Genomic DNA, 23,867 nt, shown 5'->3' on the forward strand with positions numbered 1-23,867 from the left:
CTAGCGCACCCAGACTTCGACACGACGGTTGGCCTTGCGGCCCCATTCCGTGTCGTCGCAGGCCATGGGCATGGCTTCACCGAAACCTTCGACGGCGATCGCGACGGTTTCGGGGACTGCGGTCTCGATCGCGGCAAGGATCGCGTTCCGCACTGTCTGTGCGCGCCGCAAGGCGATGCGGGCATTGGTTTCCGCAGCACCGTCTCCGTCACTGAAACCGACGAAGACCAGTTTGCGCCCGTCATACTGGCCCGATTCAAGCGCCTGCGCCATTTGCAGGATGTTCGACCGCGACTGCGCGTCTGGCCGCGACGATCCCGGCTCGAACCGGAAAGACACCGACAGGCGCGACAGCGGGCGCAGAGTTTCGATCATCCGTTGCAGCTCTTCCAGCCCCACCTCGGACCCACCCGAGGTGATGGCGTTGGCCAACCGGTCGCCCTGAAGCCCGAGACGTACCAGTTCGTGGGACTGGTCGACGAAACCGGCTTGCCGGATGACCATCTGTGCCTCGGGGCTTTGGACATAGGCCAGAAACTGGCGGGCGATCTTCGGCAGGCGCCGCTGCGGCAGATACAGGAACATCGGCAGGGTCAGCGGATAGTCCTCGGTTTTGATGGCGGCGCGCGTGGCGCGCAGTGCGTGACCACATCCGCCGGCCAGCGGCAGACTGCGCACGTTTTGCGGGTCAGCGTGGCTGACGATACCGAGTGCGAAGGGATCGCGCGCAACCGCTGCTGCCAGTTCCGCGCTGCGGGTGTGGCGGATCACGGCCTCATGCGCCTGCACACCGGCTGGCTGCATCACCTGGTCTTGTACGGCCTGACCAACGCCGGTTGTCACATCCGGCAGATGAACGGCGATGGGGGCATCCGGGCCACCGAGCTGTGCCCAGTTGGCGACCTCGCCATTTATGACCCGCGCCAGGTCCGAAACCGAGATCTGCTGGATCGGATTGTCCAATGAGACCACCGGCACCAGCGCGCCAAGCGCCACCACCCGCGACCGGCGCGGTCGGGACAGGTCGCCCAGACCGTTTTCTTGCGCCGCCGCGGCCTCCTGCGGGCGGATTTCGCGCATCGCCAAAGCGATGTCTGCCTGATCGGCGGTCAGATCGGCAAAACCGCGATCGGTGTCCGAAACGCGCAGGAAAAACCGCGCCAAAGGGGCGGTCCGATCCGGCTGCGTCAGGGCAAAGACAAGCTGCGCATGGTCTGTGCCTTCGCTTAGCACGTTCAGGTTTTCTCGTTGCGCAAAGCCTTCGATCAACGCCGGAAGTAGGGATTCGGCCATCACCGATGCGCCAGAGAAGTGCACTTCGGCCACAAAGTCGATCAGGTTTGGGCAAGCCGGACCGTCGCAGGTAACGCCGGATCCATCCACCGTCAGTTCGCCGAACTGGGTGTCCACACGGTAGAACTCACCATCAAACCCCAACAGGTTCCCGGTGATCTCGACCTTGCCGTCATGCGAGGTCAGCGTGATGTCCTGAGCGAGGGCGCCTGAAGCGCCAGCCATCAACGACAACACCGTCATCGTCGCGCGAAGATACTTCATAAAGACCTGTTGACCTGCCTGCCGTTACTTTGCGGCGATTGTCAGGTCTTGGAACAGATTATTCAACACCAGAAAGTCCTGTCCGCTGTCGCAGGCCGGCAGGGTGATCGACAGCTCTCGCGACCGCAGCCCCTGATCGTCCAGCAACTCGAGCACTTGCAGATCCAGGTCCTGTCCACAATTCCGGGGAGTCAATTCGGCCTCGACGCTCAGGGCGACGGTGCCATTTGCGTCGGCCGCGTTGCGGGGGATCGAATAGATCTCGACATTGCGCTCGCCGGCCATGCCGAAGTGGACAACCTGCCCGGTGCCGGAGCTGCCGGCGTTCGACCAGACATGCCCGGCCTCGCCATAGGATGCACCGAACTCCAACGCGTGCAGTTGCAATTCGGTGTCCCCCATCCATTGCAGCGCAACCCGGTCATAGTCTGAAAAATCAGGAATGTGAGTGGTGGCGACAGTGCCGCGCTGGTTTTTGAACGAGATCAGGAAAATGGCATATTCCGACAGGGCGGGAATGGACAGGTCCAGACGACCATCCGTGTCGGTACGGGCGCTGAACGTCATGCCGCTGTGGTGCAGCTCGACGGTTTCATCGGGGTTGCAGGGGGCCTTCAGGGTCAAACGTGCTGTCGCGTTGGGAGCCGCCATTGCGCGGGCCCGGAGATCGCAGTTGACCTGCGCCTGAGGAACGGCAGGCTCAGCCCGGGGCGGAACCTTGGCCGAGGGTTCGGGGGCCGTGGACGCATTCGGCGTCGCCGAAGTCAGAACGATACCTTCCAACCCGGCAATCACGGTGCCTTCTCCAGACGGCTGGATCATCGCTTGACGTGTTTCCTGCACGTCCGGCTGCGAGGCCGGTCCGTTCTGCATCAGGTAGCCGATGGCCAAGGCGCATGCGACCGTGCCACCTGTGGTCACGTAGTTCCGAATTACAAACAAGACACCCTCCCCAGTTGAAGGAGCGAGTCGGAGAGTGCTTAACAATCGCGGCCAATATGTGGCCGCGACGCGGACTCATTATGTCGGGAATCTGACCGGATCAGGCAAGCCGACCATGGCAGTGCTTGAACTTCTTGCCGGACCCGCAGGGGCAGGGATCGTTGCGCGACGGATTACCCCAGGTTGACGGGTCGTCCTCGACAAAGCCGGGCCGCGCATCGCCTGAGGCCTGCGCCTCGGCCACCGCTTCGGCCTGTTCGGCGGCTTTCTTGATCTGGGCCTGCTGCGCCTGCATCTGCGCCAGCATCTCGCGCTGCTCTTCTTCAGTCAGCGGGCGGACGCGGGCCAGTTGCTGGGTAACCGTTTCGCGCAGGCTGTCGAGCATGTTCTCGAACAGCTGGAAGCTTTCGGTCTTGTATTCGTTCAGCGGATCGCGCTGGGCGTAGCCGCGGAAGCCCACGACCGAGCGCAGATGTTCCAGGGTCAGCAAGTGCTCGCGCCACTTGCTGTCGATGGTCTGCAGCAGCACCTGCTTTTCGATGTTGCGCATGTTCTCGGGGCCGAAGGCGGCGGCCTTCTGGGCCATCATCTCGTCGGTGGCCTTGATCAGGCGCTCGCGAACCACGTCGTCATCGACCCCATCCTCGGCTGCCCACTCCTGCACCGGAACATCAATGTTCAGCTTTTCCTTGAGGGCCGCGTGCAGCCCGTCGGTGTCCCACTGGTCGGCGTAGGTTTTGGGCGGCATGTACTGGTCGATCAGATCGTCGATGACCTGTTCGCGCATGTCCGAAACGATTTCGGACAGATCGTCGGTCGACATGATTTCGCGTCGCTGGTTGAAGATCACCTTGCGCTGATCGTTCATCACGTCGTCGAACTTGAGAACGTTCTTGCGCATGTCGAAGTTGCGGCCTTCGACCTTGGCCTGCGCGCGCTCCAGCGATTTGTTCACCCAAGGGTGGACGATCGCTTCGCCTTCTTTCATGCCCAGGGTGGTCAGAACCTTGTCCAGCCGTTCCGAGCCGAAGATGCGCATCAGGTCGTCTTCCAGGCTGAGGAAGAACACGGTGCGGCCCGGGTCGCCCTGACGGCCCGAGCGGCCGCGCAGCTGGTTGTCGATGCGGCGGCTTTCGTGGCGTTCCGAGGCCAGAACGAACAGACCGCCGGCCTCCAGCACCTTTTGCTTTTCTTCCGCATGACGCGCCTCTTCCCGGGCGCGCAGTTCGGCTGGGTCGGCCTCGGGGTTCTCGGCCAGCGCCTGCATGACGCTCATTTCAACGTTGCCGCCCAGCTGGATGTCGGTGCCGCGGCCGGCCATGTTGGTGGCGATGGTTACCGCGCCCAGACGCCCGGCCTCGGCCACGATCTGGGCCTCCTGCTCGTGCTGGCGGGCGTTCAGGACGTTGTGCTTGATGCCTTCCTGGGTCAGCATCTCGCTGAGCATCTCGGACTTCTCGATCGAGGTCGTGCCCACCAGAACCGGCTGGCCCTTGGCGTTGGCCTTCTTGATCTCTTCGATCATGGCTGCGTATTTCTCGGCCGCGGTGCGATAGACCTGATCATCCTCGTCGACACGGGCGATCGGCTTGTTGGTCGGCACTTCAACCACGCCCAGGCCATAGATTTCGGCGAATTCCTCGGCCTCGGTCAGGGCGGTACCGGTCATGCCGGCCAGCTTGTCATAGAGGCGGAAATAGTTCTGGAAAGTCACGCTGGCCAAAGTCACGTTTTCGGGCTGGATGGGCGCGCCTTCCTTGGCTTCGATCGCCTGATGCAGGCCTTCGGACAGACGGCGGCCCGGCATCATGCGCCCGGTGAATTCGTCGATCAGAACCACGTTGCCGTCGCGCACGATGTAGTCCTTGTCACGCTGGAACAGTTTGTGCGCGCGCAGGCCTTGGTTGACGTGGTGCACCACCGTGGTGCTTTCGGGGTCGTACAGCGACTGGCCCTCGGGCAGCAGGCCACTGGCGTGCAGCTGCTCTTCAAGGAACTCGTTGCCTTCATCGGTGAAGGTCACGCTGCGGGACTTCTCGTCGATCGTATAGTGATCGTCCTGCAGGGACGGGATCAGACCGTCAATGGCCGTGTACAGATCGGACCGGTCCTGAGATGGACCCGAGATGATCAGCGGGGTCCGTGCCTCGTCGATCAGAATCGAGTCGACCTCGTCCACGATCGCGAAATTGTGGTGCTTCTGGTAGACCTCGTTCAGATCCGCCTTCATGTTGTCGCGCAGATAGTCGAAGCCCAGCTCGTTGTTGGTGGCATAGGTGATGTCACAGGCATAGGCCGCTTTTTTCTCGGCATCGGGCTGGCCCGACCAGATCACGCCGGTGGTCATACCCAACGCGCCGAACACGTTGCTCATCCATTCGGCGTCACGCTTTGCCAGGTATTCGTTGACCGTGACGATATGCACGCCCTTTCCGGTCAGTGCGTTCAGATAGGCCGGGAAGGTAGCGACCAGGGTCTTGCCTTCGCCGGTCTTCATCTCGGCGATGTTGCCCTGATGCAGGAAGATGCCGCCCATGAGCTGCACGTCAAAGGCCCGCAGACCCAGCGCGCGCTTGGCGCCCTCACGAACGTTGGCGAAAGCCTCGGGCAGCAGGTCATCCAGGCCCTCGCCCTCGTTGGCCCGCTTGCGCAGCTCTTCGGTCTTGGCTTTCAGATCGTCATCCGAGAGTTTTTCGAACTCCGGCTCCAGCGCGTTGATCTTTTCGACCAGCGGGCGGGTTGCCTTGATCTTGCGGTCGTTCGGTGTTCCGAACACCTTTTTGGCAAGCGTACCGAGTCCCAGCATGTTCACTCCAGCGGATCTTTTCTTGTCTTGGTTGCGACAGGCTTGCCCACCTTGCGCGCAACCCATAGATAGCTGGGAGGAAAAGATGGTCCTGTCAAAGGCTGCAAGCGATGTAAGCGGCAGGTTCCAGAGTGTCAACGCCACGCCCTGTCGCGGCCAGAATATAGGATGAATTCATGCCCAAAGGTCTCACTTTTCTGCCATCGCTGGCTCTTGCGGCCATGATGGCCCTGCCTGTCGCCGCTGAAACCGAACCCTCTGCCGATACGGTTGTGGCGCGCGTCAACGGCGACGAGATCACTTTGGGTCACGTGATTGCCACCGCGGCTGGCCTGCCGCCGCAATATCAGCAGTTGGAAGACGAGGTCCTGTACCAGTTCATCGTCGAGCAGCTGATCCAGCAACAATTGCTCAGCCAGGAGCAGGACGAGCTGACCCGCCTGAACGCGCTGATGCTGACCAACGAAGAGCGCTCGCTGAAGGCGGTGCAGACGGTGAACCAGATCACCGATGCCCAGGTGACCGACGACGCGATCCGGGCCGCCTATGACGCACAGTTCGCGGACTTCCAGGGCGAGGACGAGTTCAACGCCAGCCACATCCTTGTCGCGACCGAGGACGAGGCCAAGGAGATCAAGGCGCAACTGGATGAGGGCGCCGATTTTGCCGAGCTGGCCAAAGAGAAATCCACCGGCCCGTCCGGTCCCAATGGCGGCGCCCTGGGCTGGTTCGGCAAGGGCCAGATGGTTCCCGAATTCGAACAGGCCGTGATCGGGCTGGAAAAAGGTCAGGTCTCGGACCCGGTGCAGACCCAGTTCGGTTGGCATGTCGTGGTCCTGAACGACAAACGCAAATCCGAAGCGCCCGAGTTTGCGGCGGTGCGGGATGAACTGGCCCAGTCCGTTCGTCAGGAGGCCATTCAGGCCAAGATCGACGAGCTGACCCAGGCGGGCAGCGTCGAGCGCCCCGAGGTCGAGGGCCTGACCCCGGATGTGGTCCGCAAGCTGGACCTGGTTCAGGAGTGACCCGGCGTGGCCAAGATCACCAAGGTGTCTCCGCTGGCCCCTGCGGCCTTTCCTGATCTGCCGGTCATCGACGGTGTGCGGTTCGCCGCCGTCGCCGCCGGGGTGCGGTATCAGGGCCGCACCGACGTGATGCTGGCGGTGCTCGATCCGGGCACCGCGGTGGCCGGTGTGTTCACCCGTTCGGCCACACGTGCGGCGCCAGTGCTGGATTGCCAGGACAAGATCGGCGGGCCCAGTGACGGGCCGGCGGCGATCCTGGTGAACTCGGGCAATGCCAATGCCTTTACCGGACAGTACGGGCGGGCCTCGGTCGAGCAGATTACCGCTGCCGTGTCGCAGGTCACCGGCGTGGCGCAGAACCGCGTGTTCACCTCGTCCACCGGGGTGATCGGCGAGCCGCTGCCGCATGACCGGATCGTGGCCCGGCTGGACGAACTGACCGCTGGCCTGCGCGCCGACGCGCTGGAAGAGGCCGCGCGGGCGATCATGACCACCGACACCTTCCCAAAAGGCGCCAGCGCGCAGGTCGAGATTGACGGCAAAACAGTCTCTATTGCGGGGATTGCCAAAGGGTCGGGCATGATCGCACCCGACATGGCGACGATGCTGGTCTATATCTTCACCGATGCGAAGGTTGACCAATCAGCGCTGCAACGGATGCTGTCCGAGCAGACCGACCGGACCTTCAACTGCATCACCGTGGACAGCGACACCTCGACCTCGGACAGCCTGCTGCTGTGCGCGACCGGCGCGTCGGGCGCGGATGCCACCGGCAATGCCGATTTCGCGCGGGCGCTGGAATCGGTGATGCTGGATCTGGCGCATCAGGTGGTGAAGGACGGCGAAGGCGCCACCAAATTCGTCGAGATCCGCGTGACCGGCGCCGCCTCGGACGCCGATGCCAAAGTCCACGGCATAGCCATCGCCAATTCACCGCTGGTCAAGACCGCCATCGCGGGCGAGGATCCGAACTGGGGCCGGGTCGTCATGGCTATCGGCAAATCCGGCGCGGCGGCCGATCGCGACACGCTCAGCATTTCCTTCGGCGATATCCTCGTGGCCGAAAAAGGCTGGGTCAGCCCGACCTATCGCGAGGAAGACGCCGCCGCCTACATGAAGGGCCAGGAACTGGTGATCGCGGTCGATCTGGGGCTGGGCGAGGGCAAGGCCACTGTCTGGACCTGCGATCTGACCCACCGATACATCGAGATCAACGCGGATTACCGGTCGTGAAATCTGAGAAATTCCAGCAAAAGTGGAGCCCGATTTTGCGTCCGGGATTGCGACCATGAAAACGGTTCTCGTCTCTGCCGTCGCCTTGATCGACGTGGATGGGCGGGTGCTGCTGGCGCAGCGCCCGGAGGGCAAGGCCATGGCTGGCTTGTGGGAATTTCCCGGCGGCAAGATCGAGCCGGGCGAAACCCCCGAGGCTGCCCTGATCCGCGAATTGCACGAGGAACTTGGCATCGACACCTGGGCCTCGTGCCTTGCACCGCTGACCTTTGCCAGCCACAGCTATGACGATTTCCATCTACTGATGCCGCTGTTTGCCTGCCGCAAGTGGCAGGGCATTCCGCAGTCGAAAGAGGGTCAGGCGCTGAAATGGGTGCGGGCGAACGAGCTGCGCAACTATCCGATGCCGGCGGCGGATGTTCCATTGATCCCGATTTTGCGGGACTGGCTGTAACAATTCGTAAGATTCCGGAAAACATCACGAAAAAGTTGACGCTGATCGTCCTCCTTGTCCTTAATCGGGGCAGCGGCGCGCGGGTCTGACCCGGCGACGTCGTTCCGGCCCAAACCGGGGCCGGATGGGGAGGAGAGATAGAATTGGCTCAGACGCAGTCGGGCGCCGAGGGGGTGCACTCCCTTCCGGCGCTGCTAAACCGCAATGCGGCGCAGTTCGGGGATGCCCCGGCCTACCGCGAAAAGGAATTCGGGATCTGGCAGTGCTGGACCTGGGCGGAAACGGCCACCGAGATCCGCGCGATGGCGCTGGGATTTCTGGAAATTGGCGTTGAAAAGGGCGACCATATCGCCGTGATCGGGCGCAACCGCCCGGCGCATTACTGGTCGATGGTCGCGGCCCAGATGGTGGGCGCGGTGCCGGTGCCGCTATATCAGGACTCGGTCGCTGAAGAGATGGCCTATGTGCTGGACCATTGCGGCGCGAAATACGTGGTCTGCGGCGATCAGGAGCAGGTCGACAAGGTCATCGAGATCCAGGGCAACCTGAACCAGATCAAGCACATCCTGTATACCGACAAGCGCGGCATGCGGAAATACGACCACAGCCAGATGAACGCGCTGAGCGACATCATGGCCGAGGGGCGCGCTGGGCATCACCGGCTCGACGCCGAGTTGGACCGCCGCATCGCCGAAATCACCTATGACGACACCTGCGTGATGCTATATACCTCGGGCACCACGGGCAAGCCCAAGGGCGTGGTTCTGTCGAACCGCAACGTGATCGAGAGCGCAAAGAACTCGGCCGAATTCGACCACCTGACCCGGAACGAGGATATCCTGTCCTATCTGCCGATGGCCTGGGTGGGCGATTTCATCTTTTCGGTCGGTCAGGCTTATTGGTGCGGGTTCTGCGTGAATTGCCCCGAAAGCGCTGACACGATGATGACCGACCTGCGTGAGATCGGTCCGACCTATTTCTTCGCCCCGCCGCGCGTGTTTGAGACCCAGCTGACCAACGTGATGATCCGGATGGAGGATGCCAGCCCGATGAAGCAGCGGATGTTCCGCTATTTCATGGATCACGCCAAAAAGGTCGGCGGCCGCATCCTGGACGGCCACCCGGTCGGACTAATGGATCGCCTGAAATACGCGATCGGAAATGTCCTGGTTTACGGACCGCTCAAAGACACGCTGGGCTATGGCCGGTTCCGTGTCGGGTACACAGCGGGCGAGGCGATCGGGCCCGAGATTTTCGATTTCTACCGCTCGCTGGGGATCAACCTGAAGCAGCTGTATGGTCAGACCGAGGCGACGGTGTTCATCACCGTCCAGCCCGACGGCGAGGTGCGCGCCGACACGGTGGGCGTTCCGGCCCCCGACGTCGAGCTGAAGATCGCCGAGAATGGCGAGATCTTCTATCGCTCGCCCGGCGTGTTTGTTGAATACTTCAAGAACCCCGAATCCACCGCCTCGACCAAGGACCCCGAAGGCTGGGTCGCCACGGGCGACGCGGGGTTCATCGAGGAAAGCAGCGGCCATCTGCGGATCATCGACCGCGCCAAGGACGTCGGCAAGATGGCCGACGGTTCGATGTTCGCGCCGAAATATGTCGAGAACAAGCTGAAGTTTTATCCCGACATCCTGGAGGCGGTGCTGTTCGGCAATGGGCGTGACCGCTGCGTGGCCTTCATCAACATCGACCTGACGGCGGTGGGCAACTGGGCCGAGCGCAACAACATCGCCTATGCCTCGTACCAGGAACTGGCGGGCCATCCGCGGGTGCTGGAGACGATCCGCAGCCATGTGGAAGAGGTCAACAAGTCGGTTGCCGCCGACGAGATGCTGTCAGGCTGCCAGGTGCACCGGTTCGTGGTGCTGCACAAGGAACTGGACCCCGACGATGGCGAGATCACCCGCACCCGAAAGGTGCGCCGCAAGTTCGTCGAGGACAAATACGCCGACATCATCGCCGCGCTCTATGACGGGTCCGAGACGGTCTCGACCACGACCGAGGTGACCTATGAGGACGGGCGCAAGGGATCGATCAGCGCCACGCTGCAGATCGTCGACGTGCCGGTCGTGCCGGTGTCGCATCAGAAGGTGGCTGCGGAATGAGTCCGGTCGTGCGCCGCTCGGCCTGCGGCCATCGCCCCGCCCGCCGTCCCGTTCACCCGCAGTTTGAGGAGTAGACGATGCTGGATGCATCCGACGACGGATATGTCACCGAGGATGGCCGCAAGATCGGCGGCGTGGTGATGGAGATGAAGAACATCACCCTGCGGTTCGGCGGCGTGGTGGCGATTAAGGACATCTCGTTCGACATCCGCCAGGGCGAGATCCGCGCGATCATCGGGCCCAACGGTGCCGGCAAGTCCTCGATGCTGAACGTGATTTCCGGCTTCTACATCCCGCAGGAGGGCGAGGTCTGGTTCCACGGGGCGAAACGCCCGCAGATGAAACCCTATGAGGTGGCCCGACAGGGCATCGCGCGGACCTTTCAGAACATCGCCCTGTTCGAAGGCATGAGCGTTCTGGACAACGTGATGACCGGCCGCCTGAACTTCATGAAGACAAACATTCTGCAGCAGGCGATCTGGCGCGGCAAGGCCGAGGCGGAAGAGGTGGAAAACCGCGAGGCGGTCGAGAAGATCATCGACTTTCTGGAAATCCAGCACATCCGCAAGACGCCTGTGGCGCGGCTGCCCTATGGCCTGAAGAAACGCGTCGAACTGGCCCGCGCGCTGGCCGCCGAACCCAAGCTGTTGCTGCTGGACGAGCCGATGGCCGGCATGAACGTCGAGGAAAAAGAGGACATGAGCCGATTCATCCTGGACGTGAACGACGAATTTGGCACGACCATCGCCCTGATCGAACATGACATGGGCGTGGTGATGGACCTGAGCGACCGCGTGGTCGTGATGGATTACGGCAAGAAGATCGGGGACGGCACGCCCGACGAGGTGCGCAACAACCAGGAAGTCATCGACGCCTATCTGGGGGTCAGCCATGACTGAGCACCGCACAGAATTGAGGGGAGGCGCAGATGCCTGATCAGTTGATTTTCGCGATGGAGGTCTTTCTGAACGGCCTCATGGCCGGGGTGCTGTATGCGCTGGTCGCGCTGGGCTTTGTGCTGATCTACAAGGCGTCGGGGATCTTCAATTATGCCCAGGGGGTTATGGCCCTGTTTGCGGCGATGACGCTGGTGGGGATCATGAACGGGCAAGTGCCGTTCTCCCATCTGATCAACGCGATCTTCGGTACGCATATTCATTACTTCGGCTGGAACGTGCCCGCGCTGCTAGCCATTCTGCTGACGATGGGCGTGATGGTCCTGCTGGCCTGGGCGGTGCAGCGCTTTGTCATGCGCCACCTCGTGGGACAGGAGCCGATCATCCTGTTCATGGCCACGATCGGCCTGGCCTATTTCCTGGAAGGCGTGGCTGACCTGATGTGGGGATCCGAGATCAAGACGCTGGACGTGGGTCTGCCGCAAGGCATCAACCTGTGGATCGACGAGACCACCTACAACATATTCGGCTACGGCTTCTTCATCGACAATCTGGACATAGTGGCGACGGTCATCGCGGCGCTTCTGGTGGCGGCACTGGTCGCGTTCAGCCAGTACACCAAGCAGGGCCGCGCCATGCGGGCCGTGGCTGACGACCATCAGGCCGCGCTGTCGGTCGGTATCTCGCTGAACTTCATCTGGATCATGGTCTGGTCGGTGGCCGGGTTCGTGGCGCTGGTCGCGGGCATCATGTGGGGCACCAAGTCGGGCGTGCAGTTCTCGCTGTCGCTGATCGCGCTCAAGGCGCTGCCGGTTCTGATGCTGGGCGGGTTCACCTCGATCCCCGGCGCCATCGTCGGCGGGTTGATCATCGGCGTGGGCGAGAAGCTGTTCGAGTTCGCCGTGGGCCCGCTGGTAGGCGGCGCGACCGAGAACTGGTTTGCCTATGTGCTGGCGCTGATCTTCCTGGTGTTCCGGCCGCAGGGCCTGTTCGGCGAGAAGATCATCGAGAGGGTGTAGGCCATGACCAAGCTGATCGCCATCATCAACGTGATCGCGTGGGCGGGGTTCTGGGCCTTTGGGTACATCGCCCTGACCTCGAACGATCTGACCGCCAATCAGCTGACCGTGGCCGCGCTTTTGGCCTTTGCCGGGCTGGTGATGGGTGTTCTGGCCTACATGAAACTGGTGCGCGCCTCGGAGGCGAGCGGATATGCCAAACGGTCCAACCAACTGGACGCCGAAGCCCGCAACCGGGCGCAGGAACAATGGGGAAAGTAAGACATGTTCTATCGTGAGGCCGGAGACTTCAAGACCTCCTACAGGGACGACAATCAGACTTTCCCGATCAAGTTCGACCGGTATCGCTACTATGTGGTGCTGGCCGTGGCGTTCGGGATCATCCCGTTCATCATCAACGACTATTGGGCCAACGCGCTGCTGCTGCCCTTCCTGATCTATGCGATTGCGGCGATCGGGCTGAACATTCTTGTGGGCTATTGCGGGCAGGTTTCCTTGGGCACCGGGGGTTTCATGGCCGTGGGCGCCTATGCCTGCTACAAGCTGATGACCGCCTTTCCCGACGTTTCGATGTTCATCCATGTGATCCTGGCCGGCGGCATCACCGCCATCGTGGGCGTGCTGTTCGGCCTGCCCAGCCTGCGGATCAAGGGGTTCTACCTGGCGGTGGCGACGCTGGCGGCGCAGTTCTTCCTGGTGTGGCTGTTCAACCGGGTGCCGTGGTTCTACAACTATTCGGCCTCGGGGCAGATCAACGCGCCCGAGCGCGACGTGTTCGGCATCATCATCACCGGCCCCAACGCGCCGGCCTGGGCGACCTATCTGTTCTGCCTGATCTTCCTGACCGCCTGCGCGATCATCGCCCGCAACCTGACCCGCGGCACCACCGGGCGCACCTGGATGGCAATCCGCGACATGGACATCGCCGCGGAAATCATCGGTGTGAACCCGCTGCGCGCCAAGCTCAGCGCCTTTGCCGTCAGCTCGTTCTTCGTGGGCGTGTCAGGCGCGCTATTCTTCGCCATCTACCTGGGCGCGGTCGAGGTGGGCGAGGCCTTCGGCATCCAGAAATCCTTCCTGGTGCTGTTCATGGTCATCATCGGCGGGCTGGGCTCGATCTTCGGATCCTTTGCCGGCGCGGCCTTCCTGGTCCTGCTGCCGGTGGTGCTCAAGGTCGTGGGCGCGGACATGCTGGGCTGGCCCACCGACATCGTGGCGCATCTGCAGCTGGTGATCGTGGGCGGGCTGATCATCCTGTTCCTGATCCTAGAACCGCACGGTCTGGCGCAGCTGTGGCGCGTCGCCAAGGAGAAACTGAGACTCTGGCCTTTCCCGCACTAGGGACCGGCCCAATCAAGAAGGGGGCGCAAAGCCCGAACCAACATCGGATAAACCAAGGGAGGAGACACCCGATGAACAAGAAACTGGCAACCATGGCGCTGGGTGCGCTGATGGCCGCGGGGCCGGCAATGGCCGACCTCGTGTTCCCGTCGCTCAGCTACCGCACCGGGCCTTACGCCGCGGGCGGCATCCCCTTCGCGGATGGCTACGCGGACTATTTCACTCTGCTCAATGAGCGGGACGGCGGCATCGGTGGTGTTCCGGCCAACGTCATCGAGTGCGAAACCGGTTACAACACCGAGAAGGGTGTCGAATGTTATGAATCGACCAAGGGCGAAGGTGCACTGGTGTATCAGCCGCTGTCGACCGGCATCACCTATCAGCTGATCCCGAAAACCACCGCTGACGACATCCCGATGCACACGATGGGATATGGCCGCACCTCGGCCAAGAACGGCAAGGTGTTCAGCCACACGTTCAACTATCCGGCCAACTACTGGGACGGTGCGTCGGGTGCGATCAACTATCTGCTCGAGGAAAACGGCGGTGATCTGAGCGGCAAGAAGATCGCGCTGGTCTACCACAACTCGGCCTACGGCAAGGAGCCGATCCGTACGCTGGAAGAGCTGTCCAAGAAGCACGGCTACGAACTGGTGGCCCTGCCGGTCGATCACCCGGGCCAGGAGCAGAAATCGCAGTGGCTGCAGATCCGCCGCGATCGTCCCGACTATGTCCTGATGTGGGGCTGGGGCGTGATGAACCAGGTGGCCATCCAGGAAGCCGCGAACATCCGGTTCCCGATGGAAAACTTCATCGGCATCTGGTGGTCGGGCGCTGAGCATGACGTGATGCCCGCCGGTGCGGCCGCGGATGGTTACAAGGCGCTGACCTTCCACAACGTCGGCTCGGACTATCCGCTGTATGACGACCTGCAGAAATACGTCATCGACGCTGGCAAGGCCGCCGGTGCTGGCGATCAGGTCGGTACGGTCCTGTACAACCGCGGTCTCTATGCTGCGATGCTGGCCGCTGAGGCCGCAAAGAAGGCACAGGAAATCTCGGGCAAGGCTGACATCACCTCGGGCGACATGCGCGACGGTATGGAAGCGCTTGAGATGACCGAAGCGAAGATGGCCGAACTGGGCCTGCCGAACTTTGGTCCGACCTTCTCGGTCAGCTGTGAAAACCACGGCGGGGATGCCCTTGTGGGCGTGACCCAGTGGGATGCAGACAGCAAGACCTGGACTCTGATCTCGGAGTTCAAGGCTACCGATACGGACGTGATCGGCCCGCTGATCGAGGAAGACTCGAGCGCATACGCGGCTGAAAACAACATCGAACCGGGCTGCAACTAAGCGGCACGAACACCGGGACGGCGGCTGACCGCCGTCCCGAACCGGACAAGCCCCGAAATGGGGCAGGCATGAGGACACGCGCTGATGCTGGATGCGGCACAAACCACTGACGTGCAGGCGGAAACCCTGCTTGAGGTCAACAATATCGAGGTGATCTACAACCATGTGATCCTCGTGCTGAAAGGCGTCAGCCTGACCGTGCCCAAGGGCGGGATCACCGCGCTGCTGGGCGGCAACGGGGCCGGCAAGACGACGACGCTCAAGGCGGTGTCGAACCTGCTGCATTCCGAACGCGGCGAGGTCACCAAGGGCTCGATCAAGTATCGCGGCCAGAACGTGCACGAGCGCGACCCGGCCGACCTGGTGCAGAAGGGCGTCATCCAGGTGATGGAAGGCCGCCACTGTTTCGAACATTTGACCGTCGAGGAAAACCTGCTGACCGGGGCCTATACCCGCAAGGACGGCAAGGCCGCCATCCAGCAGGATCTTGAACTGGTCTACAACTATTTCCCCCGCTTGAAAGAGCGGCGTCGGTCACAGGCAGGCTATACCTCGGGCGGGGAACAGCAGATGGTCGCCATGGGCCGCGCGCTGATGAGCCGCCCGGAGACGATCCTGCTGGACGAGCCCTCGATGGGCCTCGCACCGCAGCTGGTCGAGGAGATCTTCACCATCGTGAAGGACCTGAACGAACAGGAAGGTGTGTCCTTCCTGCTGGCCGAACAGAACACCAACGTGGCGCTGCGCTTTGCCCATTACGGATATATTCTGGAATCTGGGCGCGTGGTGATGGACGGCCCTGCCGCCGAACTGCGCGAGAACCCGGACGTCAAGGAATTCTACCTCGGCATGTCCGACGAAGGCCGCAAGAGTTTCCGCGATGTGCGGTCCTATCGTCGCCGCAAAAGGTGGCTGTGAGCGGATGGAGGATCTGGCGATGACATTCTACGATGCTCTGGAAACCCGTTCGGCCGATCAGCGCGCCGCCGAGCAATCGGCCGGTCTGCGCGAACAGCTGGCGCGGGCGAAATCCGCGCCCGGGTTCGCGGCCCATTTCGCCGATGTCGATCTGGACGCGGTCCAGACCATCGCGGATCTGCCCAGGCTGCCGGTTCTGCGCAAGTCCGACCTGACCAAGGCGCAGGGTCAGCACCCGCCCTTTGGCGGATTTACCGTCAAACCCGCCCATGGCTTTGCCCATGTGTTCCAGTCGCCGGGGCCGATCTATGAACCCGGCGGGGTCGATCACGACTGGTGGCGCATGGGCCGGTTCCTGCATGCGGCGGGCGTGGGCCTGGGCGATATCGTGCAGAACTGTTTTGGCTATCACCTGACACCCGCGGGCATGATCTTTGAAAACGGCGCGCGTGCCGTGGGCGCCGCCGTGCTGCCCGCGGGCACCGGCCAGACCGAACTTCAGGTCACCGCCGCGCGCGACGTGGGCTGCACCGCCTATGCCGGCACGCCCGATTACCTGAAGGTGATCCTGGACAAGGCCGACGAGATGGGCGTCGCTCTGAACTTCTCGAAGGCGGTCGTGGGCGGCGGGGCACTGTTCCCCAGCCTGCGCCAGGCCTATGCCGATCGCGGAATTTCCTGCCTGCAATGCTATGCCACGGCCGATCTGGGTAACATCGCCTATGAAAGCGCCGCGATGGAGGGCATGATCATCGACGAGCATGTCATCGTCGAAATCGTGACCCCCGGCACCGGAACACCGGTGGCGGAAGGCGAGGTCGGCGAGGTCGTGGTGACCTCCCTCAACCCCGACTATCCGCTGATCCGCTTTGCCACCGGTGATCTGTCGGCGGTGCTGCCCGGGCAGTCGCCCTGTGGCCGCACCAACCTCCGCATCAAGGGCTGGATGGGGCGCGCCGATCAGACCACCAAGATCAAGGGCATGTTCGTGCGCCCCGAACAGGTGGCCGCGCTGGTCGCCAAGCATGACGAGATCGTCAAGGCCCGCGTCATCGCTGCCCGGCAGGGCGAGATGGACACGATGACCGTGCAGATCGAAAGCCCCGGCGGCGATGACGGCACCTATGCCAAGTCGGTGGTCGAGGTTCTCAAGCTGAAGGGCACCGTTCAGGTGGTGCCACCCGGCACGCTGCCCAAGGACGGGCTGGTGATCGAGGATCAGCGCGTCTACGACTGATCCGGCCCGGGGTTCTGCGGCCAAATGCGCCGCAGAATCCTGTGCCTGCCCACTGGCGTTTCCGAGTTTTTTGGTCGATTAAAGGGGAACCGCAACCTTTGCCGACCCGAGGCCATGGCCCAGATCGAATTCTCAGAACATGGATCGCGCAACCGTGGGGCCTTGGGCACCCGGTTCGTCGGGGCCTTGGCCTATCTGGTTGCAGCAGCCTGCCTGTTGCCGATGGTCGCCGTGGTGCTGGCGGCCGTCACCGGCGGCACTGACACGATCCGGCATCTGCTGGACACGGTCCTGCCCGGCTATGCGGCCACCACGCTGATCCTGGTCTCATTGGTTTCGGTGGGGACTTTCGCCATCGGGGTCGGGGCCGCGTGGCTGGTCACCATGACCCGTTTTCCCGGCGTACGCCTGTTCGAGGTGGCATTGGTGCTGCCGCTGGCCTTTCCGGCCTATGTGCTGGCCTATGCCTATACCTTCATCCTCGATCATCCCGGCATCGTTCAGACCACGCTGCGCCAGGTGACCGGCTGGGGCCCGCGCGACTATTGGTTCCCCGAGATCCGCTCGACCGAGGGCGCGGCGGTGATGTTGATCCTGGTGCTGTACCCCTATGTCTATCTGTTGGCGCGCGCGGCCTTTCTGCAGCAAAGTGCCACCGCTTTTCTGGCGGCGCGGGCGCTGGGCAGCAGCCCGTGGTCGGCCTTTTGGCGGGTATCGCTGCCGATGGCGCGGCCCGCGATTGCCGGCGGTGTTCTACTGGCGGTGATGGAGACCATCGCTGATTTCGGTACGGTCGCCTATTTCGGGGTTCAGACCTTTGCCACCGGCATCTACACCAGCTGGTTTTCGATGGCCGACCGCGCGGCGGCGGCGCAGCTGGCGCTGTGCCTTCTGGCCTTTGCGCTGGTGATGGCCGTGACCGAGCGCACCCAGCGCGGCAAGGCCAAATACTACCAACCCGGCAAACGCCACGCGGCATTGCCCGCTGCACAGCTGAGCGGCTGGCAGGCTGTGGCGGCATGGGTTTTATGCGCCATTCCGGTTTTGTTCGGCTTTCTACTTCCGGTGATCGTGCTGACTCAGATGGGATTGGAGTCCGAGCAGAACCTGCTTTCGGCCCGCTATCTCGGGTTCATTCGGAACTCTCTGACTCTGGCAGGAACGGCGGCGGTGATCACCGTCTGCGCGGCGGTCTGCGTCGGTTTCTTCCAACGGCTGAGACCCGGGCGCGGTTCGGCCATGGCGGCTTATGCGGCGCGGTTGGGCTATGCCGTGCCAGGCGGCGTGATCGCGGTGGGGCTGATCGTGCCTTTTGCCGGGTTCGACAATGCGCTGGACGCCTGGATGCGGCAGACCTTCGGCGTGTCGACCGGGTTGCTGGTCACCGGCTCGATCTGGTTGTTGGTGGCGGCCTACATGGTGCGCTTCCTCGCGGCCGCGCTCAGCGCTTATGAAAGCGGTCAGAGCACCGTTCATGCAAATATGGATGCCGCTGCCCGCTCGCTGGGGCAGACGCCATTGGGCACGTTGCGTCGGGTGCATCTGCCGATCCTCACGCCCTCGCTGCTGACGGCGCTGCTGATCGTATTCGTGGACGTGATGAAGGAACTGCCGGCCACGCTGATCATGCGGCCCTTCAACTTTGACACGCTGGCGGTTCAGGCCTACCGGCTGGCCTCGGACGAACGGTTGGAGGGCGCTGCCGTTCCGTCGCTGGTGATCTTGGCCGTGGGCCTGCTGCCGGTGATCCTGATCTGCCGCCAGGTCGGGCGCCGGCACTGACGGGCGGTTCAAAAATACCACACCATGTCGTGACAGGCTTGATCTGATCGCATTTTCCGGCAAGGCTGAAGTCATGAACATGCAGCCTCCCAGCCGGAACCCTGCAAGCCCGGTCCAGATGCCGGTGGCCTTCAACCGGCAAGAGATGTCACAGATTCTTTCCGTCTATGGACGGATGGTCGCCGCCGGAGAATGGCGTGACTACGGAATATCAAATCTGCGCGACGTTGCCATATTCTCGATCTTCCGACGTACGGCCGAGCACCCGATCTATCGTGTTGAAAAACACCCCCGGCTGCGTTCAAAGCAGGGGATGTATTCGGTGGTGGGCATGGACGGGCGCATCCTGAAACGCGGGCACGACCTGCGCGCCGTCCTGCGGGTACTGGAACGCAAGCTGATCCGCTCGGTCGACCCGGATTAGAGCCGCTTGTGCGCCGTGACCGGCCCGTCGCCCTGGGCTTCGATCCGGGCAATGGCCTGATCCATCGGTTCAAATACCACCGCCATGTGATGGGCATTGGCATGCAGCAGCATGTTGTCGCCAGACACCCAAGCCACATGGCCTTTCCAGAACAACAGATCGCCACGCTGCGTCGGGGTACCTTGGGGCAGTGCGGTGCCAAGCTCCCGCTCCTGGTCGCCGCTGTCGCCGGGGCAGGCAACGCCGCAGGCCAGCAGCCCGGCCTGAATCAGGCCTGAACAATCCAGCCCCCACCGGCTGTTGCCGCCCCAAAGATAGGGGGTGCCCAGAAACAGTTCGGCCACGGCCACCGGGTCGTTCAGTAGGGTTCCGACCGGTTTGACATGCACTGCGGGGATGAACCCAAGCTCGGTCTCGACAAAGCGGTCCTGCTGCGACAACACCACGACCCGGCTGCCAAAGCTCAGGCTGACCCGGTCGGGGCTTTTGATGTCGGGTTGCGCATAGGCATGGGTCGCCGGGGCCCAGATCCAATGCGTGGCCGGGACGTCTGGGCCCAGCTGGTCCGCGCGCAGCCAGCCTTGATACCCATCCTTGTCGGAAACCACCCGGCACCAGCCGCCGGACTGTTCGGTGATGTCAAGGCCGTCGCCATACAGCAGCTGACGGTCGCGCGGGCCCTTCGGACTGCGCAGCAGGTCCACGACAGGGCGGATGATGCGCGCGCGGGTCACAGGCCCAGCATCCTGGGCAGGGCGGTCAGCAGGGCGCGCGGCCCTTGCCCCAACCCGCCTTTGCTGCGGCCGGGCTCTTTGGCCTTTTGCCAGGAATAGATGTCGAAATGCATGTACCGGCTGTTTTCCACGAACCGCCGCAGGAACAACGCTGCGGTGATCGACCCGGCAAACCCGCCCGCCGGCGCGTTGTCGAGATCGGCGATGCCCGGCTCGATCAACGTCTCATAGGGCGTGTGGAACGGCATCCGCCAGACCGGGTCAGCCGCCTGAACGGCGGCCTGCGACAAGGCCTGCGCGGCGGCATCGTCATCGGTATAGAACGGGGCCAGATCCGCCCCCACCGCCACCCGCGCCGCGCCGGTCAGCGTCGCCATCGAGATCACCAGATCCGGCGCGCCCTCATCCGCCAGCGCCAGCGCGTCGGCCAGAACCAGCCGCCCCTCGGCATCGGTGTTGTTGATCTCGACCGTCAGGCCCTTGCGTGAGGTCAGGATGTCGCCGGGCCGGAACGCGTTGCCCGCCACCGCGTTTTCCACAGCCGGAATCAGCACCCGCAACTGCAGCGGCAGATCCAGCGCCATGATCATACGCGCCAGTCCCAGCACGTTCGCCGCGCCGCCCATGTCCTTTTTCATCAACCCCATCGAGGCACCCGGCTTCAGGTTCAGTCCGCCGGTGTCAAAGCAGACGCCCTTGCCGACCAAGGTTAGCTTCGGACCGCTTGTGCCCCAGGTCATCTCGATCAGGCGCGGAGCCTGTTCAGCGGCCCGACCTACAGCGTGGATCATGGGAAAGTTCTGTTCCAACAAGGCGTCGCCAATGGTGACGGCACAACGAGCTCCGTACTCCTGCGCCAGCGTTTCAACGGCGTCTTGCAGGGCCTGAGGTCCCATGTCGGCCGTCGGAGTGTTGACCAGGTCACGGGTGAGAGCTTCGGCATTGGCCATGATCTCAACCCGCGGAGCATTCACACCGTCCGGCGCGACCAATCGGGCTTTTGCGCCGGACTGTTCGGCATATCGGACGAAACTGTACCCGGTCAGCAACCAGCCCAGGGCTTCGATTTTGGCTCTGTCAGTCGGCAAACCGGACGCAATCCGGTAAGTGCCCTCGGGCAGAACCTCGGCGGCGGCGGCAAGCGGAAAGCGTACCCGAGCGCGCCGGGTGTCTGTTCCATAGCCTGCCAGCGCGAATTGCGGCGCGCCCGTCGGTCTGGGAACCAGCAGAACCTGCCCGATTGCGCCGGTGAATCCGTTCGCGGCCACCCAGGCCTGTGTCTGATCGGGCTGAGACTTCAGCCATGGCTCGAGCCCGTCCTGCGCAAGAACATGCAGATCAATGGCAGGGGCATCGGAAGGTGCAAAAGACAGGGACATGGGCGCCTCGGACTGTTCTGGTGACGCCTACACTAGCCGCCTGTTGTTCGCCCGCAACCCGTCATATCGAAAGATCCTGTTGATCCCATACAGCGGTCAGCGACCGCTCGCCCACCCGGATCAGTCGGCTGAGCGTAGCTCCGGTCGCCACCGCATCGCCGGCATCTACCGTCCGGGCCACGTCGCCGGCGACCCGGGCCAGCGCCGTCATGCCGACCTGTTCGGATATCGCGACCAGAGACTTGGCGCATTTCCGCAGCCCCGCCCAGTCACGTTGACGCCAGAGCCGTTCACAATTCGACAGGCGTACTGCCAGTTCCTCGACCGTTCGGCACAGAACGTCGACCGCGTTCGTGTCACCCAATTGCCGATACAGCCCGTTCAGCCGGTCCGGATCCAGCCGCACGGATTCCTTCTGTTCAAGCGTGACGATCTTGTCCACCTCATTCACCCCAATCTTTCTGCCCCCACGGCATCTGCGAACCTGTCACAAAAGACCTTTGCAATTCCTTGCGGCCAATCGGGATAATGTCTCGAATTTTGTTCGAACTTGCGTTAGATCGGCGGTCGAACTGCAAATTTGGGAAAACGCGATGCACCACGCCAAACCTCTGCCGAGCTATCTGGTAAAACGGTACCACGGTTGGAAAGCCACGTCCTATTCCGAGAACCAGGCCTGGTACCGCCGGCTGGCGACCGAGGGTCAGCGTCCGCGTGCGATGGTGATTTCCTGCTGTGACAGCCGGGTCCATGTCACCTCGATTTTCGGGGCCGACCAGGGCGAGTTTTTTATCCACCGCAATATTGCCAACCTGGTGCCGCCCTACGAACCGGACGGCGAGCGCCACGGCACCAGTGCAACTATCGAATATGCAGTGACGGCATTGAAAGTGGCGCATCTGATCGTACTGGGGCATTCGCAATGCGGCGGGGTGCAGGGCTGTATCGACATGTGCAAAGGCGAAGCGCCGCAACTGGAAGCCAAAGAGAGCTTTGTCGGACGCTGGATGGACATCCTCAAACCGAAATTCGATCTGGTCTCCGATGTCGAGGACCCCGCCGAACAGGCGCGCCAGTTCGAGCGTCAGGCGGTTGTCGCGTCGCTCGAAAACCTGATGACCTTCCCGTTCGTGGCCGAAGCCGTACAGAACGGCTCGATATCGCTGCACGGCTTGTGGACCGACATCGGCGAAGGTGGTCTGGAGTATTATGATCCGTCAGGAAAAAAATTCCTGCCGGTTTAGTCTTTAAATCGGAGAAACGCACCCTAATTGAACGCTAGTTCAATTAGGGTGCGGTGACTGTATGGAAAACCTGTTGTCTCTGGCGGCCGACAATCTGGTCTCGCCGATCATTCTCAGTTTTGTGCTTGGTCTGTCAGCGGCATTGGCCCGATCTGACCTGACCATTCCCGAGGCCATCGCCAAGGCGATGTCGATCTATCTGCTGTTTGCGATCGGCTTCAAGGGTGGGGTCAGTGTTGCCGCACACGGGATCGACGCCACGCTTGGCTTGTCCCTCATTGCAGGTGTCATTCTGTCCGCACTGCTGCCGCTGGTGGCGTTTGGCCTGTTGCGGGTGCTGACAAACCTGGACCATGTCAACGCCGGAGCGGTCGCAGCGCATTACGGCTCAATCTCGATCGTCACATTTGTGGCCGGTACGTCGGTTCTGGAAAGTCAGGGCCTGATGTACGAGGGCTACATGGTGGCTGTTGCGGCGGCGATGGAAGCGCCGGCGATCTTGTCCGCTCTGTGGCTGATCTCCCGCGGCGGCGGAGCCCGCCGGATGGACTCGGACCTCTGGCGCGAGATTGCCCTCAATGGTTCGATCGTTCTGCTTGTCGGGTCGTTTGCAATCGGCTGGATCACGGGCGAGGACGGTCTGGCCGAAATCAGCAGCTTCGTGGTCGCACCGTTCAAGGGTGTCCTGTGCCTGTTCCTGCTGGACATGGGTATCGTCGCGGGGCGCGGGTTGCGTGCCGGGCGCGGGCTGATCACGATGGGTCTGCTTGGCTTCGGCGTGCTGATGCCGCTGATCGGGGCTGGTGCCGGGTTGGTGGCCGCGCTCCTGTTGGGTCTGTCCACCGGTGGAGCGGTGTTGCTGATGGTGTTGGGCGCCTCCGCCTCGTACATCGCGGTTCCTGCGGCGATGCGCGTGGCCGTGCCCGAGGCGAACCCGTCCATCTATCTGACCCTGTCTTTGGGCGTCACATTCCCATTCAACCTGGCGCTGGGCCTGCCGATCTACGTCTCGGTCGCCCGGGCCGTTACCGGAGGATAAGACGATGCAGACACATGAGGCCAAACGGGTCGAGATCACCATCGAAGCCATCGTGAAATCCCGTCTGACGGATGCTCTGGTCGATCAAGGTGTGACCGGGTTCACGATCCTGCCGGTGCTCGGCGGATCGGGACGATCGGGTGAATGGAGCCGTTCTGGCCAGGTCAGCCGCGCCAGCGGGATGGTTCAGGTCATCTGCATCATTCGCCCCGATCGCTTGGACGGGCTGCTGAGCGCGATTCTTCCCGTGCTTGATCGCCATATCGGGGTTGTAAGCGTCACCGACTGCCAGGTTCTGCGGGCCGAGCGTTTCTGACCCGGCGCGCTTGGGATCCGATGCGCGCCTAACCTCGGGAGTCATGGCG

22 protein-coding genes are annotated in these 23,867 nt (G+C 62.7%); 16 read left to right on the forward strand and 6 right to left on the reverse strand.

The annotated features are described in order from the left end of the window. The 3 genes from ACR3EL_RS00375 to secA all read right to left on the reverse strand — a co-directional run bounded on the left by ACR3EL_RS00375 (window position 1) and on the right by secA (window position 5,305). Entirely contained in the window at window positions 1-1,557 is a 1,557-nt protein-coding gene (locus tag ACR3EL_RS00375; RefSeq protein WP_170369016.1) for a phosphate ABC transporter substrate-binding/OmpA family protein, read from the reverse strand. Between the two features lie 24 nt (window positions 1,558-1,581). Further along, window positions 1,582-2,499, reverse strand: coding sequence for a hypothetical protein (locus tag ACR3EL_RS00380; protein WP_480719974.1), 918 nt, complete (start codon window positions 2,497-2,499; stop codon window positions 1,582-1,584). A 100-nt stretch (window positions 2,500-2,599) separates the two neighbouring features. Further along, window positions 2,600-5,305 carry a preprotein translocase subunit SecA gene (gene secA, locus ACR3EL_RS00385; protein WP_480719976.1) on the reverse strand — a complete coding sequence of 902 codons (2,706 nt, stop codon included), beginning with the start codon at window positions 5,303-5,305 and terminating at the stop codon, window positions 2,600-2,602. A gap of 176 nt (window positions 5,306-5,481) precedes the next feature. On the opposite strand from secA, the gene ACR3EL_RS00390 reads away from it, so the two are divergent. The 13 genes from ACR3EL_RS00390 to ACR3EL_RS00450 all read left to right on the forward strand — a co-directional run bounded on the left by ACR3EL_RS00390 (window position 5,482) and on the right by ACR3EL_RS00450 (window position 19,106). Then, entirely contained in the window at window positions 5,482-6,330 is an 849-nt protein-coding gene (locus tag ACR3EL_RS00390) for a peptidylprolyl isomerase (protein ID WP_480719978.1), read from the forward strand. A 6-nt stretch (window positions 6,331-6,336) separates the two neighbouring features. Continuing rightward, window positions 6,337-7,563, forward strand: a complete 1,227-nt coding sequence (gene argJ, locus ACR3EL_RS00395; protein ID WP_480719980.1) for a bifunctional glutamate N-acetyltransferase/amino-acid acetyltransferase ArgJ — start codon at window positions 6,337-6,339, stop codon at window positions 7,561-7,563. Window positions 7,564-7,618: 55 nt separating this feature from the next. Beyond that, window positions 7,619-8,017, forward strand: a complete 399-nt coding sequence (mutT, locus tag ACR3EL_RS00400; RefSeq protein WP_170340762.1) for an 8-oxo-dGTP diphosphatase MutT — start codon at window positions 7,619-7,621, stop codon at window positions 8,015-8,017. Window positions 8,018-8,160: 143 nt separating this feature from the next. After that, a complete protein-coding gene (locus tag ACR3EL_RS00405; protein ID WP_170340764.1) occupies window positions 8,161-10,134 on the forward strand; it encodes an AMP-binding protein in 1,974 nt (657 codons plus the stop codon). 77 nt (window positions 10,135-10,211) lie between these two features. Beyond that, the gene (locus ACR3EL_RS00410; protein WP_093963943.1) at window positions 10,212-11,033 is read left to right on the forward strand and encodes an ABC transporter ATP-binding protein; all 822 of its coding nucleotides are present in this window, start codon (window positions 10,212-10,214) and stop codon (window positions 11,031-11,033) included. Between the two features lie 29 nt (window positions 11,034-11,062). Beyond that, the gene (locus ACR3EL_RS00415; RefSeq protein ID WP_170340766.1) at window positions 11,063-12,049 is read left to right on the forward strand and encodes a branched-chain amino acid ABC transporter permease; all 987 of its coding nucleotides are present in this window, start codon (window positions 11,063-11,065) and stop codon (window positions 12,047-12,049) included. 3 nt (window positions 12,050-12,052) lie between these two features. Next, window positions 12,053-12,310: a hypothetical protein gene (locus ACR3EL_RS00420; protein ID WP_170340767.1), complete on the forward strand. Its 258-nt coding sequence runs from the start codon at window positions 12,053-12,055 to the stop codon at window positions 12,308-12,310. A gap of 3 nt (window positions 12,311-12,313) precedes the next feature. Continuing rightward, on the forward strand, window positions 12,314-13,390 hold the full coding sequence (locus ACR3EL_RS00425; protein ID WP_005979938.1) for a branched-chain amino acid ABC transporter permease: 1,077 nt from the start codon (window positions 12,314-12,316) through the stop codon (window positions 13,388-13,390). A 71-nt stretch (window positions 13,391-13,461) separates the two neighbouring features. Beyond that, window positions 13,462-14,745: an ABC transporter substrate-binding protein gene (locus ACR3EL_RS00430; RefSeq protein WP_093963947.1), complete on the forward strand. Its 1,284-nt coding sequence runs from the start codon at window positions 13,462-13,464 to the stop codon at window positions 14,743-14,745. Between the two features lie 84 nt (window positions 14,746-14,829). Further along, window positions 14,830-15,663: an ABC transporter ATP-binding protein gene (locus ACR3EL_RS00435; protein ID WP_093963948.1), complete on the forward strand. Its 834-nt coding sequence runs from the start codon at window positions 14,830-14,832 to the stop codon at window positions 15,661-15,663. 19 nt (window positions 15,664-15,682) lie between these two features. Further along, entirely contained in the window at window positions 15,683-16,900 is a 1,218-nt protein-coding gene (locus ACR3EL_RS00440; RefSeq protein WP_170340769.1) for a phenylacetate--CoA ligase family protein, read from the forward strand. A 114-nt stretch (window positions 16,901-17,014) separates the two neighbouring features. Beyond that, window positions 17,015-18,682 (forward strand): ABC transporter permease, encoded by a 1,668-nt coding sequence (locus tag ACR3EL_RS00445; RefSeq protein WP_093963949.1) that lies wholly within the window; start codon window positions 17,015-17,017, stop codon window positions 18,680-18,682. A 73-nt stretch (window positions 18,683-18,755) separates the two neighbouring features. Then, complete coding sequence (locus ACR3EL_RS00450) at window positions 18,756-19,106, forward strand: DUF2794 domain-containing protein (RefSeq protein WP_093963950.1); 351 nt, start codon at window positions 18,756-18,758, stop codon at window positions 19,104-19,106. Here the strand turns inward: ACR3EL_RS00450 and ACR3EL_RS00455 are convergent. The 3 genes from ACR3EL_RS00455 to ACR3EL_RS00465 all read right to left on the reverse strand — a co-directional run bounded on the left by ACR3EL_RS00455 (window position 19,103) and on the right by ACR3EL_RS00465 (window position 21,670). Then, a complete protein-coding gene (locus ACR3EL_RS00455; RefSeq protein ID WP_170340770.1) occupies window positions 19,103-19,840 on the reverse strand; it encodes a C40 family peptidase in 738 nt (245 codons plus the stop codon). The genes ACR3EL_RS00450 and ACR3EL_RS00455 overlap by 4 nt on opposite strands. Then, entirely contained in the window at window positions 19,837-21,219 is a 1,383-nt protein-coding gene (locus tag ACR3EL_RS00460) for a leucyl aminopeptidase family protein (protein ID WP_480719986.1), read from the reverse strand. The genes ACR3EL_RS00455 and ACR3EL_RS00460 overlap by 4 nt, the downstream gene beginning before the upstream one ends. 61 nt (window positions 21,220-21,280) lie before the next feature. Beyond that, window positions 21,281-21,670, reverse strand: a complete 390-nt coding sequence (locus tag ACR3EL_RS00465) for a hypothetical protein (RefSeq protein WP_170340773.1) — start codon at window positions 21,668-21,670, stop codon at window positions 21,281-21,283. A 142-nt stretch (window positions 21,671-21,812) separates the two neighbouring features. Here ACR3EL_RS00465 and ACR3EL_RS00470 point away from each other — a divergent pair, with 142 nt between their 5' ends. The 3 genes from ACR3EL_RS00470 (at window position 21,813) to ACR3EL_RS00480 (ending at window position 23,818) form a co-directional block, all read left to right on the forward strand. After that, the gene (locus tag ACR3EL_RS00470; protein ID WP_093963954.1) at window positions 21,813-22,463 is read left to right on the forward strand and encodes a carbonic anhydrase; all 651 of its coding nucleotides are present in this window, start codon (window positions 21,813-21,815) and stop codon (window positions 22,461-22,463) included. Between the two features lie 61 nt (window positions 22,464-22,524). Beyond that, complete coding sequence (locus ACR3EL_RS00475) at window positions 22,525-23,502, forward strand: sodium-dependent bicarbonate transport family permease (RefSeq protein ID WP_170340783.1); 978 nt, start codon at window positions 22,525-22,527, stop codon at window positions 23,500-23,502. Between the two features lie 4 nt (window positions 23,503-23,506). Next, window positions 23,507-23,818, forward strand: a complete 312-nt coding sequence (locus tag ACR3EL_RS00480; protein ID WP_170340785.1) for a P-II family nitrogen regulator — start codon at window positions 23,507-23,509, stop codon at window positions 23,816-23,818. Window positions 23,819-23,867: the final 49 nt, after the last annotated feature.

The organism is Ruegeria sp. BJ3 (assembly GCF_056535665.1).